Genomic DNA, 18609 nt, shown 5'->3' with positions numbered 1-18609 from the left:
ACACGCGGAGACAATTAACTGAGCTTCGCAATGCAATGAGAATCGCGGTACAAAGGATTCAACCGGGATTCCGGCACAAAGTCGCATTGCTCCGAAACATCCACACAGGCGACATCACCGCACGTCAACGGGCGGCGGTGTCGCGCGAAGGGACCGATATCCGTGGCGCAGCGCGTAGTAGTCACGATCTCCGACGACATCGACGGCGGGGAAGCGGCGGAAACGGTCACGTTCGGCCTGGACGGTAAGTCCTACGAGATCGACCTCAATCTGGCCAACGCAAAGAAACTGCGGAACGGCCTCGCCCCGTTCGTCGCGGCCGGCCGCCGGCAGGCCCGCTCCGGGAAGGCCTACAAGACCACGACCATCGCCCCGGACCCGGCGGTCGTCCGTGCCTGGGCCCGGTCCAACAACCTCGACGTGCCGCCGCGCGGTCGCATCCCGAAGCGTGTCTACGCGGCGTACAACGAGGCCCACTGAGGGTCGATTTGCCATCCACCCCCTCTGATCCGCTAGTGTGTGGATCACGCCGAGGGGCCAGACCGCAGGTCAAAGCCCCGAAGGTCGTGCGGGTGTAGTTCAGTAGCAGAACATCCCCCTTCCAGGGGGAAGGCGCAGTGTGCAATTCCTGTCACCCGCTCTGCACGCTTGACCGTCCACTTCGGTGGATCGGGTAGAGTGATGCTCGCATCGCGTGGACGTAGCGCCGTCGCGAGTATGCGGACGTAGCTCAGTTGGTAGAGCACCACCTTGCCAAGGTGGATGTCGCGAGTTCGAGTCTCGTCGTCCGCTCAGAGTGCAAAGGCCCTGATCATCGATCAGGGCCTTTGTCGTATGTGCCGACGCGTGCTGACAAATGTCATCGGTGGTGATGACGGTGGGCACTGGTGCCGCTCGCGCGCTACCGCGAGGCTGGATGCGTGCACGGCGGCGACCGCCGGGGGTTGATCGGGGGGTACGGGGACTGTGTCCAAACTGACCGGATGGTGGAGGAACCGCAGCAGTGCGGGGAAGGTCGAGCTCTACACCCGCTGGTCGTTCCACTCCTTCGTGGTCATCGAAGCCTTCGCGGTCCTGGCCGGAATCGCCCCCGAGGGGCCCCGCGCGGTCACCGGAGCCCTGCTCCTGCCCGCGTGCCTGCAGATCACCCTCTGCGGACTGCTGTCCTCCAGAGCCCTGGACCGGGTGGCGGGCCGACGCGAGCCCCCCGTCCGCCTGGCGGTGGCCCTCGCCGTGCTGACCTCCGCCCTGGCCGTCGCGGTACTGGTGCTGCGTTCCGCCGGCGCCATCGTCCACGAGGGCGTGGCCCCCGTCCTCGTGGTCAACACGGTGGCCTTCGCCACCGGTTCGCTGACGCTGTGCCTGACCCGGGTCCGGTACATGGCCTGCGTCCCCCCGGCCGCGACGGCCCTGGTGGCGGGCGCGGCACTGGCGGCGGGGCTGCCCGCCGGGGAGACGGCCGGCTACGGAACCGGCGTCTTCCTCACCAGCCTGCTGCTGACCCTGGCCTGCGGCTTCTCCTCCTGGCTGCTGAAGACGGTGTACGAGCTCGACCGGGCCCGGGAACTCCAGGCCCAGCTGGCGGTGGCCGAGGAGCGGCTGCGGTTCGGGCGGGACCTGCACGACGTGATGGGCCGCAACCTGGCGGTGATCGCGCTCAAGAGCGAGCTGGCGGTCCAGCTCGCCCGGCGCGAGCGCCCGGAGGCGGTGGACCAGATGATCGAGGTCCAGCGGATCGCCCGGGAATCGCAGCGCGAGGTACGGGACGTCGTACGGGGCTACCGCGAGGCGGATCTCACGGTGGAGCTGGACGGCGCGCGCGGGGTGCTGAGCGCGGCCGGAATGGACTGCCGGGTCGAGGTCGAGGTCGAGCGCGAACTGCGCCCCGAGGTGCAGTCGGCGCTGGGCTGGGTGGTCCGGGAGGCGACCACGAACGTCCTGCGGCACGGAGACGCACGCACCTGCGTGATCCGGCTGACGGCGCCCGAAGGGGGCGCGCTCACGCTGGTGGTGGAGAACGACGGCGCCCCCGAGGTGCCGGCCGGGCCGCCGGGCTCGGGGCTCGCGGGGCTGCGGGAGCGGCTCGCGGCGCTGGACGGCACGTTGGAGGCCGGCCCGCTGGACGGCGGCCGGTTCCGGCTGCGGGCGCGGATCCCCGGCGGACAACTGCGAGGACTGGAGGCACGGGCGTGAGCCCCGTACGCGTACTGCTCGCCGACGACGAGCACCTGATCCGCGGCGCGCTCGCCGCGTTGCTGGCCCTGGAGGACGACCTGGTGGTCGTCGCGGAGGCCGCCTCGGGACCGGAGGCGCTCGCGATGGCGCGGGCCCACCGGCCGGACGTGGCGGTGCTGGACCTTCAGATGCCGGGGGCGGACGGTGTGAGTGTGGCCACATCGCTGCGGGCCGAACTCCCCGACTGCAAGACCATGATCGTGACGAGTCACGGGCGTCCCGGGCACCTGAAGCGGGCCCTCGCGGCAGGGGTGCGGGCCTTCGCGCCGAAGACGGTTTCGGCGCAGCGGCTAGCCGAACTGATCCGGACCGTGCACGCCGGAGGGCGGTACGTGGACCCGGAGTTGGCGGCCGACGCGATCAGCGCAGGGGACTCCCCGCTGACCGCGCGCGAGGCCGAGGTGCTCGAACTCGCGGGGGACGGGGCGCCGGTCGCGGAGATCGCGGAGCGGGCCCGCCTCTCGCAGGGGACGGTACGCAACTACCTGTCCTCGGCGGCCTCGAAGCTGGGTGCGGAGAACCGGCACACGGCAGTGCGTCTCGCACGGGAGCGAGGTTGGGTATAGTAGGTCTCGCGTTACGGCGCATGCGGACATAGCTCAGTTGGTAGAGCACCACCTTGCCAAGGTGGATGTCGCGCGTTCGAGTCGCGTTGTCCGCTCCATCGAAGAAGCCCCCGGTCCTAGGACCGGGGGCTTCTTCGTGTCTCAGGCCCAGGTGAGGCCGGTGAGCCGCTCGTACGCCTCGATGTACTTGGCGCTGGTCTGCTCGACGACCTCCTGCGGGAGGGCCGGCGGCGGGAGTTCGCCCTTCTTGTCCCAGCCGGAGGCCGGAGAGGTCAGCCAGTCGCGGACGAACTGCTTGTCGAAGGAGGGCTGCGCGCGGCCCGGCTCCCACTGGTCCGCCGGCCAGAAGCGGGAGGAGTCCGGGGTCAGCACCTCGTCGCCGGCGACCAGCGTGCCGTCCGCGTCGAAGCCGAACTCGAACTTGGTGTCGGCCAGGATGATCCCGCGCTCGCGGGCGATGTCCCGGGCCCGGCCGTACACGGCCAGCGTGGTCTGGCGCAGCAGCGCCGCGGTCTCGGCGCCGGTGGTGCGCGCGACCTCCTCGTACGAGACGTTCTCGTCGTGCTCGCCGACCTCGGCCTTGGCGGCCGGGGTGAAGATCGGGGCGGGCAGCTCGGAGCCGTCCACGAGCCCCTCGGGGAGGGCGAGCCCGCAGACCGTACGGGTCTGCTCGTACTCGGCGAGGCCGGAGCCGGTGAGGTAGCCGCGGGCCACGCACTCGACTGCGACCATGTCGAGGTTCTTGCAGATCAGCGTGCGGCCGGCCCAGTCGGCAGGGGCGCCGGCAGGCAGCTCGGTGCTGATCACGTGGTTCGGGACGAGGTCCGTCAGCTGGTCGAACCACCAGAGGGAGAGCTGCGTCAGGACGCGGCCCTTGTCCGGGATCTCGGTGGGGAGTACCCAGTCGAACGCGGAGATGCGGTCACTGGCGACCATGACGAGGTTGCCGTCGCCGTCACGGTAGAGGTCTCGCACCTTGCCGGTGTGGAGGTGGACGAGGCCGGGCACCTGAACCGGCTCGGGCTTTTCGACGAATCCGGACACGGGGTCTCCCTGTGGTTCTGTACGAGCGCAGCCCCATTCTCCCGCACCGGGGCGCGTGCACGGCCCACGGGGGTCTCAGTCCCTCTTGCAGATCCGGTCGAGCAGGTTCGAGGTGGCCCGCTGGACCCGCTCGTCCACGTGGCCCGGGCGGTCGAGGGCCGGGGACCAGGCGAAGGTGCCCGACGCGAAGACGAGGGCGCCGCTGGGGGCCCGGTACAGGGAAGTCTCCTGGTGGCGCCTGGCGCCCTCGCCGTCGAGGTAAGGGGAGTGCGCGAGCAGGATCCGGTCCTGGTGCTCGGGGAGCTGGGTGCGCGGGAAGTACCGGTCGGCCTCGCCCGCGACCAGGCCTGGGAGCTCGTCGTTCTCCCCGGCGCCGGTGGAGTCCCAGAGCCAGTGCGTGGCGTTGCGCACGATCATGGGCGCGGGCTCGGGGACCCGTCCTGCGTACTGGATGCCGAGCAACTGCTGCTCGGGGCGGTCGACCTCGCGCCACAGGCTCGGGCGGCCGGGGCCGCGGCGTTTTCGGCAGGTGAGGAGCCGGTCCTGGACGCCGGAGGGGGAAGGAGCCAGCTCGACCTGCCAGTACATGGTGTTGGCGGAGAGGAAGACGAGCGAGGTGCCGTGATCGCGGGCGCGTTCGACGGTTCGGCGCATGGGGGCCGACCAGTACTCGTCATGGCCGGGGAAGACCAGGCCGCGGTAGCAGGTGGGGTCGACGCGACCGGCGTGCAGATCGCGGGCGTCGGCGTAGGCGAGGTCGTAGCCGTACCGCTCTGCCCAGCGGATGAAGTCGTAAGCGTGACCCACGTGCAGGGGCAGGCCGGCGCCCGCGTAGGGGCGGTCGAAGGAGACCGTGATGGCCGCGTCCTGCTCGCCGAGCAGCCGGCCCTCGTCGTCCCAGGCGTGGTAGAGGCTCGCGCCGGTCCGCCCGTCCTCGGGGTAGAGGTTGTAGGCCTGCCAGGTGATGTCGGGCAGCAGCAGGAGCAGATCGGCGGGGTGGTCGTCCCGGACGGTGAAGGGGATGTGGGACCGGTACCCGTCTGCGGTGGTCAGTACGGCGACGTACGCGCCGACGCTCCAGTAGGAGGGGACCTGGAGCCGCCAGGAGAGCCACCAGTGGTGGCAGGAGACGGTGCGGTCGGCGGTGAGGGGGGCCGGCTGGACGATGCCGGAGAGCCGGGGACTGGTGGTGATCTTGGAGGCGCCGTCACCGCCGTAGTGCCCGATGCGGTAGACGTCGACGGAGAACTGCTGGGGCGGGTCCACGGTGATGTGGAAGTCGATGGCCTCGCCGGGCGCGACGGCCCCGGTGGAGGCGAACCCCTTGATCTGCCGGTGCACGTCGTCGGCGGTCCGCGGGCCGCCGTTGCTGCGGGCGCGGGGGATCTGTCCGGGGGCCAGGGCCGGGGCCACGTACCAGGGCACGACGTGCCCGGTGTCGTCGAAGTACAGCTCGCTTCCCCGGAGCCACGGCAGCGGCCCCTGGCCGAAGGGATCGTTCACCGCGTGCGCGAGCGCACCTGACTCCCACCGCCGGATCTGGTCCGCACTCATACCGCTCCCCTCCCTCGCTCCCCCGAACGCCCTCTGCATCGCTGCGGTGCGGCGCAGTTCGAGGACATCGCACCGCGACCGGTCCCAGCACATCACATAACGCGCTCATTCCGTCACCGTTCGCCACATCCGGCCTCGCCCGGGGTTCCGGAAGGTGGGTTCCGGAAGGTGGGTTCCGGAAGGTGGGTTCCGGAAGGGCGGGCCGCGGCTCCGGGTTCGGGGTTCGGTGGGTCGTCAGGGGTGGGGGCGGGCGGTCACAGCAGGCGGACCGGCTTCTCCGGACGTACGCCGACCTCGGCGAGCCAGTCCCGCAGGGGCTCCGGATCCCCGTCCTCCACCAGGCTCAGCACCGTCGGCGCCAGGTCCGAGCGCCGCTCGCCGCCGACCAGGAGGATCGGGCCGTCCAGCCAGTCCAACCCGGGCTCGGCATCGGCCGAATCCACGGCCGCGGCGCACACCATCGCCGTCACGTGGTCGGCGAGCAGGTCCCGTCCGCTGCGGGGCGGCTGGAGCGGGAACAGCGGCACGGCGTCCGCCCCGCGCGCCATCGCGGCGCCGCCGGTGCCCGCAGGGCTTTCCTCCCGCGCCAGGTCACCGCTGAGCCGGCCGGCCAGTGCTTCCCCGGCCGCGCCCTCGCCGGCCCCGCCCGCGAGGTAGCAGAGCACCCGGTCCAACGTCCGCCCCCGCCCGGTAGCCACCGCGAGGGCGTCCAGCGCCGCGTGCAGACGGGCCGCCTCGGCACGCCACTTGCGGTCCACGACCTCTTCCGGGTACGCGGCCCAGTCCACCGGCGACCAGTCCGGACCGACCTCGGCCGGACCGCCGTGGAACAGCCGCGCGGCCAGCAGCGAAGCCGCCTCGTCGACCGCCCCGGGCTGGTCCAGCAGGTCGCATGCGGGCCGTTCGCCGAGCCGCGAGGTGAAGCCCTCGGCGAGCCGGTCCCGTCGGGACAGCTCGGTCAGCGCGGAGACGACTCCGGCGTCGAGGTGCGCCGGCCAGCGGCCCATGCGCCATGCGGGCAGTGCGACCCGGGTCAGCAGTCGGTCCCAGCCCGCGTAGGCGAGGCCGACCTGTTCCTGGGCGGCGATCCGCAGCGCGTAGTCCACACCCTGTGCACGGTCCGAGGCAGCTGCGGCCACGCCGCGCTCCATATCGGCGGCGTCCTCCTGGCACAGTCGCAGCAGCAGTCGCGCCGGCCTGGCGATCCAGCCGAGACCCGGCCGGCTGCCCACGTCCACCGCGGCATCGAGCCCGCGGACGAAGGCGCGCGCGTCGGCTATGTCCGGATGCGCGGAGGGGCCCGTACCCGCGATGACGGGGGCTAGGACCGCGCGCAGCTCGGCGACCCGCATCCACCACAGGAACGGCGAGCCGATCACCAGTACCGGAGCCGCGCCCGGCTCCGACTCACGGCCGCCGGATATACCGGCCCGGCGGTGCGCCGCGTGCGCCCGGTCCTCCAGCCAACTGTCGCAGTCCGGAGTCAGGGCTATCGCGGAGGGCGCGGGAACGTCCATCCGATCGGCCAGATCCCGCACCAGCCGGTAGAGGTCGGGAGCGGCGGCTTCCACCAGCGGCACCGTCGGCGTCACGGCCGGGCCCGCCCGCAGCACCACCGCGGCGAAGATCCCGCCGACGAGCAGCACCAGAGCGGCGAGCACGCACACGACGACGGTCACCACGGGCCAGGGGTCCCCGGCCAGCCACCCTGTCATCCGGGCGCTCACCAGCACCACCGCGAGGGCAGCGGGCAGTACCCCGAGGGCCAGCGCCCTGCTGCGCACGCGCAGCACGGCCAGGGCCCGGGAGCGCGCGGACGGCGCGCCCACTTCCACGATCGAACCGGTTCCGGACACGGCCGGACCTCACCCCCTCTGCCCTGCGGCGGTTTTGCTCACTCCCCCACTGTGACACCCGCCACTGACATCGCAATGCCGGTGGGCCAAGTGCCGGAATGCTTGCGCCGCACCCTAGTTGGGGAGCGGCGGGCAGTCAGCCGGACCGAGTGACCATCACCCGATGGAATGGCTTTGGGTAAAGGTGGCAACGTTCGAACGCGGCCGGATGCACTCGCACGCGGACATGCGCGCGGGCCCGGCCGCACTGGGTGCGCACCGGGCCCGCGTCACGACCGTCCTGCTGCTCAGCGGCCTTCGGCCGCCTTGGCAGCGATGTCCGTACGGTGCTGGGAGCCGTCCAGCCGGATCCGCGCGACGGCCTTATACGCCTTCTCGCGGGCCTGCGCCAGATCGGAACCGGTCGCCGTCACCGACAGCACGCGGCCGCCCGCGCTGACGATCGCGTCGCCCTCGCGCCGCGTCCCCGCGTGCAGGACGTACGTGTCGGGACCGTCCTCGGCGGCCACCTCGGCCAGGCCCTCGATCGGGTCGCCGGTGCGCGGGGTGTCCGGGTAGTTGTGCGAGGCGATGACCACGGTGACGGCCGCGTCATCGCGCCAGCGCAGCGGCGGTTCGGCGTCCAGGGTTCCGTTGGCGGCGTTCAGCAGGACGCTCGCGAGCGGGGTGCGCAGCCGGGCCAGGACCACCTGGGTCTCGGGGTCGCCGAAGCGGGCGTTGAACTCGATGACGCGCACGCCGCGCGAGGTGATCGCGAGGCCGGCGTACAGCAGCCCGGAGAACGGGGTTCCGCGGTGGCGCAGCTCGTCCACGGTCGGCTGGAGGACGGTCTCCATGACCTCTTCGACCAGCTTCGGGTCCGCCCAGGGCAGCGGCGAGTAGGCGCCCATGCCGCCGGTGTTGGGGCCCTCGTCGCCGTCCAGCGCGCGCTTGAAGTCCTGCGCGGGCTGGAGCGGCAGCACGGTGACGCCGTCGGTGATGGCGAAGAGGGAGACCTCGGGGCCGTCGAGGTACTCCTCGATGACGACGCGGTCGCAGGCGAGCGCGTGAGCCCGGGCGGCGGCCAGGTCCTCGGTCACCACGACGCCCTTGCCGGCCGCGAGGCCGTCGTCCTTGACGACGTACGGGGCGCCGAAGGCGTCGAGGGCCGCGTCCACCTCTTCCGGGGTGGTGCACACGTAGCTGCGTGCGGTCGGGACCCCGGCCGCGGCCATCACGTCCTTGGCGAACGCCTTGGAGCCCTCCAGCTGGGCCGCCTCACCGGACGGACCGAAGACGGGAATGCCTGCGGCGCGCACGGCGTCGGACACCCCTGCGACCAGGGGGGCCTCCGGGCCGACGACGACCAGGTCGGCGCCGAGTTCGGTGGCGAGGCCGGCCACGGCCGCGCCGTCGAGGGCGTCGACCGGGCGCAGCTCCGCCACCTCGGCGATGCCGGCGTTGCCGGGAGCGCAGTAGAGCGCGTTGACGTCGGGGTCGAGGGACAGAGAGCGGCACAGGGCATGTTCGCGGGCGCCGCCGCCGATGACGAGGACCTTCACGCCCTGCAGCCTAGCCCGCCCGCGCGTCCGACCTTCGTGCGGCCACCCAAGTACGGGCCCTTACTCGTTCGTGTATTCCTCCACAACGGTGGCTCCGAGCTCGCGCACGATGAGGTCGTGTCCGGTCAGGGCGCTCTCGACGAGGTCGGGATCGTCCTCCTCCGGCACGTCGTCCTCGGGCGCGACCGGCGGGGGCGCCTGCCGTACGGGGGGCTGCGGCGCGGAAGCGACCTGCTCGGGCGGCTTCTGGTGCGGCTCGTGCTGCTGGTGCGGTGGCTGCGGGGCGGGGGCCTGGTGCGAGGGTGCGGGCGGCGGGCTGTAGGCGGGCGCGGCCGGGGCGGAGTACGAGGTCGTCGGCGTCGCCGGCTGTCCGCCGCCCCCGCCGACGACGGCGTCGATCTTCCAGTTGACCTGGAACTGCTCGGCCAGGACGGCCTTGAGCACGTCCTCACTGCCGCTGCTCGCGAAGTTGTCGCGGGCTCCGGCATTGGGGAAACCGAGTTGCAGGGTCGTCCCGTCGAAGCCGGTCACCTGGGCGTTCTGGCTGAGCAGGATCCAGGTGAAGCGGCGACGGTTCTTGACGGCCTCCAAGACGCCGGGCCACATCGCCTGGACCTGCCCGGCGCCGGCAGCCATGCCGGGTGAGGGTGCGGCAGCGGCGGCCGGAGCGGCGGGGGCCGCGGCCGGAGCGGGGGCGGGCGCGGCTGCGGGGGCTCCGCTGCCGGGTGCGGCGGCACTGGGCCAGGCACCGGCGGCGGGAGCGGCTGCCGGAGCCGGGGCGGCGGCGGGAGCGGCGGCAGCCGCGGATGCTGCGGATCCGGGCCAGGCACCGGGGGCGCCGCCACCGGGCTGTGCGGCACCGGGCCACGCACCGGGCGCGGCGGCAGGGGCGGCGGCAGGCGCGGCGGCAGCAGCGGGTGCGGGCGCCGCCGGAGCCTGCACGGGGGCGGGAGCCTGCACGGGGGCGCTCTCCGCCTCGGGAGCCTGTACGGCGGCACGCGCGGCGACAGCGCCTCCGGCGGGGCCGGCCGGGGCCATGCCGTGCGCCTCGGGGCCGGGTACGTACCCCATGGCGGGCACGGCGGCCCCAGCGGCGGGGGCGGCCACCATGCCGGCGGCGAACCCGCCCCGCTCCAGCCGGTCGAGCCGGGCCTGGAAGGAACGCTCGTCGTCGAAGGCGGCGGGCAGTAGCACCCGGGCGCAGATCAGCTCCAGCTGGAGCCGCGGCGAGGTGGCGCCCCGCATCTCGGTGAGCCCGGTGTTGACCAGGTCGGCGGCGCGGCTCAGCTCGGCGGCACCGAAGACCGACGCCTGGGCCTGCATCCGCTCCACCACATCGGCGGGGGCGTCGATGAGCCCCTTCTCCCCAGCGTCGGGCACGGCGGCCAGGATCACGAGGTCCCGCAGCCGCTCCAGCAGGTCGGCGACGAAGCGCCGCGGATCGTTGCCGCCCTCGACCACCCGGTCGACGACCTCGAAGGCGGCTGCCCCGTCCCCGGCGGCGAAGGCATCGACCACGGAGTCGAGCAGTGACCCGTCGGTGTATCCGAGCAGGGAGGTCGCCATGGCGTACGTCACACCGTCCTCGCCGGCACCGGCGAGGAGCTGGTCCATGACGGACATCGAGTCACGCACGGACCCGGCGCCGGCCCGCACGACGAGCGGCAGCACGCCGTCCTCGACCTTGGCGCCCTCGCGCCCGCAGACCTCGCCCAGGTAATCCCGCAGGGTCCCGGGCGGTACGAGCCGGAAGGGGTAGTGGTGCGTCCTGGACCGGATGGTCCCGATGACCTTCTCGGGCTCGGTCGTCGCGAAGATGAACTTGAGGTGCTCCGGAGGCTCCTCGACCACCTTCAGGAGGGCGTTGAAGCCCGCCGAGGTGACCATGTGGGCCTCGTCGATGATGTAGATCTTGTAGCGGCTGGAGGCGGGCCCGAAGAAGGCCTTCTCCCGCAGATCACGGGCATCGTCCACACCACCGTGCGAGGCGGCGTCGATCTCGATGACGTCGATCGATCCCGGCCCGTTGCGCGCGAGGTCCCGGCAGGACTGGCACTCCCCGCAGGGGGTGGGCGTGGGGCCTTGCTCACAGTTCAGGCACCGGGCGAGGATGCGCGCGCTGGTGGTCTTGCCACAGCCTCGGGGCCCACTGAACAGGTACGCGTGATTGACCCGGTTGTTCCGCAGGGCCTGCATCAGGGGGACAGTGACATGCTCCTGCCCGATGACCTCGGCGAACGACTCGGGGCGGTAGCGGCGGTACAGCGCAAGGGACGACACGTCTACGAGGTTATCCGGGCCCACCGACAAAGAGGGCCCCCCGACGTCACGGACCCCACCCGACCCGGCCCGCCGACCCGCCCCGACGCACGCAACCGGGTCCCGCCGGCCCGGAACGCAAAACGCCCCTCACGCACCCGCCAGAGCCCACTTACCCTTGCTGCCTTCCGGCCCTGGGGGAGTTGGGTGAGATAGCGCCACGTGAGGGGCTGAACCCCACCCTAGCGGAAAGAGGCCCCCGGTATCGAGTTCGCTAGCACCCCTCATCGTCTTGTATTGTTCGTCGCGGAGGATTCGCCTAGTGGCCTAGGGCGCACGCTTGGAAAGCGTGTTGGGGGCAACCCCTCACGAGTTCGAATCTCGTATCCTCCGCAGCCGCCTGAACAGGCGAAACGAAGAGCCGGACCGCTGATCGCGGTCCGGCTCTTCGGCGTGCCGTGGTTGCACTTCTGGTTGCGTTTACATGCGCCCAATTCAGGCATTACAGGAAGGGGGATAACGCCCTCTCCCGCCACAACGAGGCGACCTGCAGGCCAGCCCTGCTCGCCAAGGGGGAATCTGCCCTCATACGGCGCCCGCGCATCACGGAGATCCGCGATCCTTGAACCCGGTGCCGGGGCTCCGGCCTCTGCGTCGCTCCCTGGCCTGACGAGGTGCACCCTATGAAGTCCCGATCAACGCTGGCGACGTGGCTGGACAGCCTCGACAGCTCTGGTCTGGCACGCGTGCTCGAGATGCGGAGGGACGCCGCGGCCCCTCCGGAGCCGCGGTCAGTGGGCGAACTGGCCGACCGTCTTCAGCGCCCCGGATCGGTGGCACTCGCCCTGCCGCAGCTCGCTGCCGCATCTCCAGGTCGCCGAAGCGCTGGCGGCGCTGGGTGCGCCCGCGGCGCGCGATGCCTTGGCGCAGCTGCTGGGAGGCAGCGGCCGACGACACCGCCCGCGAACTGGACGTCGTGCTGGAGGCTCTGGCCGATCACGCTCTGGTCTGGCCTGACGGTGCGGGGAAGCTCCGCACGGCCGGCCCGCTGAAGCAGGCGTGGGACGCACCCTTGGGTCTGGACGCCCCGTTGGAGGAACTGCTCGCGGGCACGACCTCCGACGAGCTGCGCGGCATGCTGGCGGCACTGGGCGTCAAGCCGCCGGGCACCAAGGCGCAGCGGCTGGCCGTGCTGATGGAACACCACAGCGACCCGGAGCGGATCCTCTCCGTTATCGACAAGGCACCCACGACGACTCGGAAGCTGCTCGAAGGCCGAGCGGGGGCCGGGCCGACGGGGCCCGCGCGGTTCATCATGTTCGGGAGTCCGGGCCCCGATCGCGAACCGGGCAATCGATGGGCGCTGGAACGAGGGTTCCTGGTCCAGGACCGTCACCGCTACGGCCCGGCCCGTATGCCCGCCGAGGTGGCGCTCGCGCTGCGCGGGCCCAAATGGCAGGCCCCGTTCCAGCCCATCCCGCCTTCCGTGGGATTGGCGCCCGTCACCCCGAGGGAGGTCGACCACGAGGCGTCGGCCGCCGCCTCGGCGTTCGCCGCCGGTGCCGCCTCGGTCCTGTCTGCCTGCTCGGCAACCGCGCCGGCCCGGCTGAAGTCCGGCGGGATCGGTGCGCGTGAACTGGCACGGATCGGCAAGGCCTCCCAGGCCGACGACACCGTCGTACGCCTCACCCTGGAGACCGCGTACGCCGCCGGCCTGCTGGCCCGGGACGGCGATCAGGTGTCCCCTACCGAGGCATACGACGCCTGGGCGGAACAGGAACCCCCGGAGCAGTTCGCCATACTGCTCCGGGCATGGCGGACCTGCCGCTCACACCCACCCGGGCCCGCGACGAGGACAACAAGGCTCTCCCCGCTCTCGTCGGCGCGCCGCCCTGCAACGGCTGTGTGCAGGCCCGCCACGGTCTGCTGGCCTCAGCCGCGCAGCTCCCGGCAGGGCAGGGCGTGCGGGTCGCGTCGGATCTGGGGCCCCTGGTCGCCTGGCACCGCCCCCTCGCCGACTCGTCGCCCCAGCACGGAACGCCCTTCGCCACCGTGGTCTGGGAGGCCGAACTCCTGGGCGTGCTCGCACGCGGTGCTCTGTCCGCCATCGGCATCCACCTGCGGACCGGCGACGCCGAGGGGCTGGACGTCGAGTGCCGGCGGCTGCTGCCCTCGGCCACCGCGACGGCCCGGATCGGCGCCGACCTCACCGCCGTCGTCACCGGCACCCCGTCCGCGCGGCTGGCTTCACTCCTGGACTCCGTCGCCGAACGGGAGACCAGCGGCACGGCATCGGTGTGGCGGTTCAGCCCCGGCAGCATCCGCCGGGCCCTGGACGCGGGCCGCGTCCCCGAGGACATCACGGCCGACCTGGCCGCCATCGCCGCCGGGCCGCTCCCGCAGCCGCTGTCGTACCTGATCGCCGATACCGCACGAAGGCACGGGCGCGTGCGCCTCGCCCCCGCCGCCTGCGTCCTCCACGGCGACGAGCCCGCCCTCCTGGCCGAACTCGCCGCCCACCGCAGGCTCGCCAAGCTCGGACTGCGCCAGCTGGCGCCGACGGTGCTGATCAGCCGCAGCTCGCTCGACACGACCCTCGCCGCGCTCCGGGCCGAGGGATACGCCCCCGTCCCCGAGACCGCCGAAGGCACGGTGCGCATCGAGAAGATCCGGCCCCGGCGAGCCGCCGCTCCCGTTCCGGCTCCGCGCGGCTCCAGGGCGAGAATCGGCGGCCGAACCACGGCCACCACTGAATAGTATCGATAGCGATAGTATCTCTGTCGATACTATCGTTCGGGGAGGCTTGAATGCGGCGTTTCATCGGACGGGACCGCGAGCTGAACGTGCTCGGCAGCGCCCTCCGGTCGGTCCACGACGCCGTCGGCTCGGCGAAGCCTGGACAGTGCATCCTCATGCGCGGACGGAGGCGAGTCGGCAAGTCCAGCCTCGTCGAAGAATTCCTCCGCCGTACCGAGGTGCCATATCTGTTCTTCACCGCGGCGGGCGGCACGGCAGAGGACGAGCTGGTGGAGTTGCTCGACGCCGTCGCCAGATCCACGCTGCCGGAGCGGGAACTGTTCTCGGAGGAGACTCCAGAGCAGTGGAATTCGGCGTTCAGACTGCTCGCGGAGGTGCTTCCCGACGACAGCCCGAGTGTGGTCGTCATGGACGAGGTCCCGTACCTCATGGACCGCATCGACGCCTTCGAAGGCATGCTCCAGCGAGCATGGGACCGCCTGCTCAGCCGCAAACCCGTACTTCTCCTCCTGGTCGGCTCCGACCTGTCGATGATGGAGGCGCTGAACAGCTACGAGCGCCCCTTCCACCAGCGGGGCCGGGAAATGGTCGTGGGGCCGCTGAACCCGGCCGACATCGGCGAGATGCTCGGCCTCGAGCCGGCCGCCGCCTTCGACGCCGCCCTGATCACAGGCGGACTTCCGCTGATCTGCGCGGACTGGCGGCCTGGGGCCGACGTCTGGGAGTTCCTCCGCGAGTCGCTCGACAACCCGATCTCGGCGCTGCTGGTCTCCGCCGAGCGGTCACTGGCCGCGGAGTTTCCGCCGCAGGCCATGAGCAGGGAGGTCCTCCGGGCCATCGGAAGCGGGGAGAGGACCTTCACCAACATCGCGCGCGCGGCGGGCGGCATCGCGCACACCACTCTGACCCGAGCCACAGACGTCCTGACCGAGAAGCGGGTAGTGGCAGCCGAGCTGCCCCTCTCACTGAGACCGTCGAAGGAACGCCGCTACCGCGTGGCCGATCCCTACCTCCGGTTCTGGCTCGCGTTCCTGGATCCGCACATGGCGGAAATCGAGCGGATGCGGGGGGATCTCACGCTGAGCCGGATCAAGGAGCAGTGGACAAGCTGGCGGGGGCGCGCGGTCGAACCCCTCGTCCGGGAATCCCTCGCCCGGCTCCTGCCGGACGGGCTCCTGCCCGCCGCCCCCGCGATCGGCGGTTACTGGACCCGCAGCAATGACGTCGAAATCGACGTGGTCGGCGCCGACCGGCAGCCGGTGGCCAAGGAACTGCTCTTCCTCGGTTCGGTCAAGTGGCTGGAGAACTCCGCGTTCGACAGCCACGACCTGGCCGCCCTCCAGAAGCACCGGGCAGCCATCACCGACGAGCCCGTACCGCTCGTGGCGGTCTCGCGCAACGGGACCACTTGTTCCGGCCTCCAGGCGGCGTACGGACCCGAAGAACTGCTCGGCGCCTGGCGCAGGGCGTGATCAGGGGGCGACTCCTGTGGTTGCAGTTCTGGTTGCATTCACCCCCGTCCGGGCCCGTCCGGACGGGGCCACTCCAAACGCTTCGCCGCAGGTCAGGACGGGTATGGCCCCCGGCGGCCCCCCGTACGAACATGTGGAAAGCGTGTTGGGGGCAACCCCTCACGAGTTCGAATCTCGTATCCTCCGCACTCGCCCACCACGGAACGACGAAGGGGAGACCCTGACACCGACGACCGCCGGTGAGCTGCGGTTGCTGTGTGCGGAGTTCCAGGCTCCGGGCACAGCACCGTCGTCAGCTCGCCTGGGCGGCTGCTTCGGCTTCCGAGTTCTGGATGCCGAGGTTGGCGTAGGCCACGGGGTTGGCGTACTCCCACACCTTGACGACCTTGGCGTCCTCGATCTCGACCCGGAAGATGTACACGTTGCGGTAGACCAGCTTCTCCGCAGTGGACAGGATGTCGCCGTTGGCCTGCAGGAAGACCGATTTGGCGTCCTCGCTCACCGTGTAGACCTTGTCGAGGAAGGCGATGTGGTCGAACTTGGCCGCGACGGATTCGATGTAGCCCATCACGTGCTCCCGGCCGTCGAAGACGTACCAGGGGGCGGGCGTGCCCTCGATCGACAGCGGGATGGTGATGTTGGCGTGGGGCGCGAGCAGGACTCGCACGCCCGCCGGGTCGCGGCCCTCAAAGGCGGCGAAGAAGCCCTTCGCGGTGTTCAGAGCGGTCTCGTGGTCGATGGTCATGATGTTCTCCGTGGGTTCGGCGGCCCGGTCGGACGGACGTAGTTGGTCGTGAGCGGCCGGTCGGTCGAGGGTGCGGTGGTCGAGCGACGTGCGCGCTGTCACCAGGGGATCGGGGCGTGGGCACCGAGGAAGGTGCCGGTGGGGCCGTGCGGGCCGGCGGTGGCCGTGGCGACGATCACCGCAGCTCCCTCCTCCGCGCTCTGCGTGCCCTGGTGCCCGTTCAGATCGGTGGCAGTGAATCCGGGATCGACGGCGTTGACCCGGATGCCTGGGTACTGCTGCGCATACAGGACGGTCAGCATGTTCAGGGCTGCTTTGGACGAGTTGTAGGCGAGGAGCGGGATCCACGCCGGCACGATGGACGCATGCGCGGCAGGATCAGCATTGACCGCGAGCGACCCCAGGCCGCTGCTGACGTTGACAATGGCCGGGCTGTTCGCGGCCTGGAGCAGGGGCAGAAAGGTGCGCACGGTGCGCACCGCTCCGAACACGTTGGTGTCATACACCTGCTGCAGGTCGGCGGCGGTCAGCTCCTCGGTCGGCAGGGCAGGACCGGCGACGCCAGCGTTGTTGACCAGCACATCGACGGCTCCGGCTTCCTTGCGCACCGCTTCCGCGGCTGCTGCGACGGACCGGTCGTCGGTGACGTCGATGAGCAGTGGGCGGGCGCCCAGCGCTTTCGCGGCCTCCTCACCTCGGCGGGCGTCGCGGGATCCCGCATAGACGGTGTGTCCCAGCTCGATGAGACGGCGGGCCGTCTCGAATCCGAGCCCCTTGTTCGCTCCGGTTATCACTGTGGTGGTCATGCACTCCACCCTCGATGACCAGCGCGGATCGAGGGAGAGCCCCGGGCAGCGGGGGGCCTGGCAGTACCAGGCCGGGGCAGCCCACGAAGCCGACAATGGGGATGTGACTCAGGACGACACAGCACTCGGCACAGCTCTGCGCCAATGGCGCGACCGGACCAGCCCCCAGGACGCGGGCCTCCCGGCTGGTGGTGTCAGGCGGGCACCCGGACTACGCCGCGAGGAACTAGCCCTGCTCGCCGGACTCTCCGTCGACTACGTCGTCCGACTGGAGCGAGGCCGCGCCACTTCACCCTCCCCCCAGGTCCTGTCCGCGCTTTCCCGCGCCCTGCGGCTGTCGGAGGCCGAGCGGGATCACCTGTTCGTCCTTGGCGGACAGGCCCCGCCCAGCGCCGGACAGGTTTCCCAGCACGTGCCGCCGAGCGTCCAACGGCTGCTCGACCAACTGCAGGACACCCCGCTCAGCGTCCACGACGCGGCCTGGAACCTCATCTCCTGGAACCCCCTCTGGGCCGCGCTGGTCGGCGACCCGTCCTCCTGGCGCGGAAGAGAACGCAACATCGCGTGGAGGCACTTCACACACCTGGCCAGCCGCGTCACCCACACCCCCGAGCAGCAGGCCAGCTTCGAAACCGCGCTCGTCTCCGACCTACGCACCTCCACCGCCCGCTACCCACGGGACAGGCCACTGCGATCACTGATCGCCGACCTGCGACGCGAGGACGCTCGCTTCGACGAACTCTGGCGCTCCCACACCGTGGGCTTCCACACAACCGACAGCAAGACCATCCACCACCCCGCCCTCGGGCCGGTCACCGTGGACTGTGACACCCTCACCGTCCCCGGCAGCGACCTGCGCATCGCCGTCTGCTCCGCGCCGGGTACCGCAACCGCGGAGCAGTTCGCCCTCCTGAAGACCATCGGCATCCAGACCATCTCAGCTGCTGCCATCGATCCCACCCACAGCTCGTAGCCAGGGGCGGTCCTTCGTCGTTCCGCGGAAGATGCGCGAGGACGCCGGGCGGGGCGCGGAGCGCCGGAGCGCCTTGAGTGAGGGCTCAGAGCCCCCGTGATCGACCGGCCGAGGACGGGGCGCGACGAGATGCCCCAGGAAGACGACCCGGCGGCATCTCGCATTGCAGGGAGCACTTCGCTGTCCACATCCTGGGGAGAGGAGGTGATGCACGATGCCGCCGCACTGCGACTCCCTCGACGGTCCGGTCGTCACGGCCGCGCGCGAAGCGCTGGAAAAGCAGGACGTCGATCTCGTCCTCCCTTATGTGCATGAGGAGGGGGAGGCGGAAGTGCGTGAGGCCTTCCGCCTCGCCACCACCGCGCGAACGCTCGGCTCTACGGGACGGGAAGTGGCCGACCGCTGGTTCTTCGAGACGGTCGTCCGTGTGCATCGTGCCGGAGAGGGCGCCCCCTTCACGGGGTTGAAACCAGCCGGGCTCGACATCGGGCCGGTGATTCCGGTGGCCGAACGTGCCGTCGAGACGGGCTCTGCGGATGAGCTGGCTCGACTGCTCTGCGACATCGTCCGGAGGCAGGTGGAAGCTCGCCATAGCCGGGCCATGGCGTGCAAGGAACATGCCGCTGACGGGGTGAGCGCCGCCCGCGAGTATGTGGAGGCCACACTGGGGCTGGAGGTGTGGGCCCATCACCTCTACCAGCAGGCGATGGCTGCCCCGCACGAGGGAGCCGGCGGCCGGCGGCGCAGCGTTGGCTGAGCGCATCCGCCCAGACGGGACGCCGATCCCTGCCCGCATCTTCG

General features: G+C 71.4%; 15 protein-coding genes, 4 tRNA genes and 1 other RNA gene. 11 read left to right on the top strand and 9 right to left on the bottom strand.

The window, feature by feature from the left end; all coding sequences use genetic code 11:
• The first annotated feature begins 162 nt into the window (after positions 1–162).
• The 6 genes from ABZZ20_RS16575 (at position 163) to ABZZ20_RS16550 (ending at position 2899) form a co-directional block, all read left to right on the top strand.
• On the top strand, positions 163–480 hold the full coding sequence (locus tag ABZZ20_RS16575; RefSeq protein WP_356870107.1) for an Lsr2 family protein: 318 nt from the start codon (positions 163–165) through the stop codon (positions 478–480).
• 88 nt (positions 481–568) lie between these two features.
• Positions 569–640: transfer RNA gene (locus ABZZ20_RS16570), tRNA-Gly, on the top strand.
• A gap of 79 nt (positions 641–719) precedes the next feature.
• Positions 720–792 (top strand) — tRNA-Gly (locus tag ABZZ20_RS16565).
• 174 nt (positions 793–966) lie between these two features.
• The gene (locus ABZZ20_RS16560; protein WP_356870106.1) at positions 967–2193 is read left to right on the top strand and encodes a histidine kinase; all 1227 of its coding nucleotides are present in this window, start codon (positions 967–969) and stop codon (positions 2191–2193) included.
• The gene (locus ABZZ20_RS16555) at positions 2190–2801 is read left to right on the top strand and encodes a response regulator transcription factor (protein ID WP_356870105.1); all 612 of its coding nucleotides are present in this window, start codon (positions 2190–2192) and stop codon (positions 2799–2801) included. The genes ABZZ20_RS16560 and ABZZ20_RS16555 overlap by 4 nt, the downstream gene beginning before the upstream one ends.
• Before the next feature lie 22 nt (positions 2802–2823).
• Positions 2824–2899: transfer RNA gene (locus ABZZ20_RS16550), tRNA-Gly, on the top strand.
• Between the two features lie 43 nt (positions 2900–2942).
• On the opposite strand, the gene ABZZ20_RS16545 is transcribed toward ABZZ20_RS16550, so the two are convergent.
• The 6 genes from ABZZ20_RS16545 to ffs form a co-directional block, all read right to left on the bottom strand.
• Complete coding sequence (locus ABZZ20_RS16545) at positions 2943–3845, bottom strand: phosphoribosylaminoimidazolesuccinocarboxamide synthase (RefSeq protein ID WP_356870104.1); 903 nt, start codon at positions 3843–3845, stop codon at positions 2943–2945.
• 75 nt (positions 3846–3920) lie between these two features.
• Positions 3921–5399, bottom strand: coding sequence for a N,N-dimethylformamidase beta subunit family domain-containing protein (locus tag ABZZ20_RS16540; RefSeq protein WP_356870103.1), 1479 nt, complete (start codon positions 5397–5399; stop codon positions 3921–3923).
• A 254-nt stretch (positions 5400–5653) separates the two neighbouring features.
• Complete coding sequence (locus tag ABZZ20_RS16535; RefSeq protein WP_356870102.1) at positions 5654–7255, bottom strand: hypothetical protein; 1602 nt, start codon at positions 7253–7255, stop codon at positions 5654–5656.
• Between the two features lie 287 nt (positions 7256–7542).
• Positions 7543–8796: a phosphoribosylamine--glycine ligase gene (gene purD, locus ABZZ20_RS16530; RefSeq protein ID WP_356870101.1), complete on the bottom strand. Its 1254-nt coding sequence runs from the start codon at positions 8794–8796 to the stop codon at positions 7543–7545.
• Positions 8797–8856: 60 nt separating this feature from the next.
• Positions 8857–11076: a DNA polymerase III subunit gamma and tau gene (locus tag ABZZ20_RS16525; protein WP_356870100.1), complete on the bottom strand. Its 2220-nt coding sequence runs from the start codon at positions 11074–11076 to the stop codon at positions 8857–8859.
• Positions 11077–11194: 118 nt separating this feature from the next.
• Positions 11195–11289: signal recognition particle sRNA small type (gene ffs / locus ABZZ20_RS16520), an RNA gene on the bottom strand.
• A 74-nt stretch (positions 11290–11363) separates the two neighbouring features.
• Here ffs and ABZZ20_RS16515 point away from each other — a divergent pair.
• Positions 11364–11448: transfer RNA gene (locus ABZZ20_RS16515), tRNA-Ser, on the top strand.
• A gap of 1005 nt (positions 11449–12453) precedes the next feature.
• On the opposite strand, the gene ABZZ20_RS16510 is transcribed toward ABZZ20_RS16515, so the two are convergent.
• Positions 12454–12744, bottom strand: coding sequence for a hypothetical protein (locus tag ABZZ20_RS16510; protein ID WP_356870099.1), 291 nt, complete (start codon positions 12742–12744; stop codon positions 12454–12456).
• 123 nt (positions 12745–12867) lie between these two features.
• Here ABZZ20_RS16510 and ABZZ20_RS16505 point away from each other — a divergent pair, with 123 nt between their 5' ends.
• Together ABZZ20_RS16505 and ABZZ20_RS16500 are read left to right on the top strand one after the other, a co-directional pair.
• A complete protein-coding gene (locus tag ABZZ20_RS16505) occupies positions 12868–13812 on the top strand; it encodes a helicase-associated domain-containing protein (protein WP_356870098.1) in 945 nt (314 codons plus the stop codon).
• Positions 13813–13862: 50 nt separating this feature from the next.
• On the top strand, positions 13863–15284 hold the full coding sequence (locus tag ABZZ20_RS16500; protein WP_356870097.1) for an ATP-binding protein: 1422 nt from the start codon (positions 13863–13865) through the stop codon (positions 15282–15284).
• A gap of 292 nt (positions 15285–15576) precedes the next feature.
• On the opposite strand, the gene ABZZ20_RS16495 is transcribed toward ABZZ20_RS16500, so the two are convergent.
• The gene (locus tag ABZZ20_RS16495) at positions 15577–16131 is read right to left on the bottom strand and encodes a nuclear transport factor 2 family protein (protein ID WP_356870096.1); all 555 of its coding nucleotides are present in this window, start codon (positions 16129–16131) and stop codon (positions 15577–15579) included.
• Complete coding sequence (locus ABZZ20_RS16490; RefSeq protein ID WP_356870095.1) at positions 16128–16835, bottom strand: SDR family NAD(P)-dependent oxidoreductase; 708 nt, start codon at positions 16833–16835, stop codon at positions 16128–16130. Before ABZZ20_RS16490 ends, ABZZ20_RS16495 begins: the two co-directional genes overlap by 4 nt.
• A gap of 103 nt (positions 16836–16938) precedes the next feature.
• On the opposite strand from ABZZ20_RS16490, the gene ABZZ20_RS16485 reads away from it, so the two are divergent.
• Together ABZZ20_RS16485 and ABZZ20_RS16480 are read left to right on the top strand one after the other, a co-directional pair.
• Positions 16939–17808 carry a helix-turn-helix transcriptional regulator gene (locus tag ABZZ20_RS16485; RefSeq protein WP_356870094.1) on the top strand — a complete coding sequence of 290 codons (870 nt, stop codon included), beginning with the start codon at positions 16939–16941 and terminating at the stop codon, positions 17806–17808.
• Between the two features lie 214 nt (positions 17809–18022).
• On the top strand, positions 18023–18565 hold the full coding sequence (locus tag ABZZ20_RS16480; RefSeq protein WP_356870093.1) for a DUF6448 family protein: 543 nt from the start codon (positions 18023–18025) through the stop codon (positions 18563–18565).
• Positions 18566–18609: the final 44 nt, after the last annotated feature.

Source organism: Streptomyces sp. NPDC006430 (genome assembly GCF_040612395.1).
In the GTDB taxonomy this organism is placed as follows: Bacteria; Actinomycetota; Actinomycetes; order Streptomycetales; family Streptomycetaceae; genus Streptomyces.
The sequence above is the reverse complement of the archived record's forward strand: the minus strand, read 5'-3'. Positions and strand labels throughout refer to the sequence as shown.

What these genes read in the sequence shown, in the direction of transcription:
- ABZZ20_RS16540 (WP_356870103.1), bottom strand. Translation starts at nt 5,399, where the DNA reads ATGAGTGCGGACCAGATCCGGCGGTGGGAGTCAGGTGCGCTCGCGCAC.
- ABZZ20_RS16505 (WP_356870098.1), top strand. Translation starts at nt 12,868, where the DNA reads ATGGCGGACCTGCCGCTCACACCCACCCGGGCCCGCGACGAGGACAAC.
- ABZZ20_RS16500 (WP_356870097.1), top strand. Translation starts at nt 13,863, where the DNA reads ATGCGGCGTTTCATCGGACGGGACCGCGAGCTGAACGTGCTCGGCAGC.
- ABZZ20_RS16490 (WP_356870095.1), bottom strand. Translation starts at nt 16,835, where the DNA reads ATGACCACCACAGTGATAACCGGAGCGAACAAGGGGCTCGGATTCGAG.
- ABZZ20_RS16480 (WP_356870093.1), top strand. Translation starts at nt 18,023, where the DNA reads ATGCCGCCGCACTGCGACTCCCTCGACGGTCCGGTCGTCACGGCCGCG.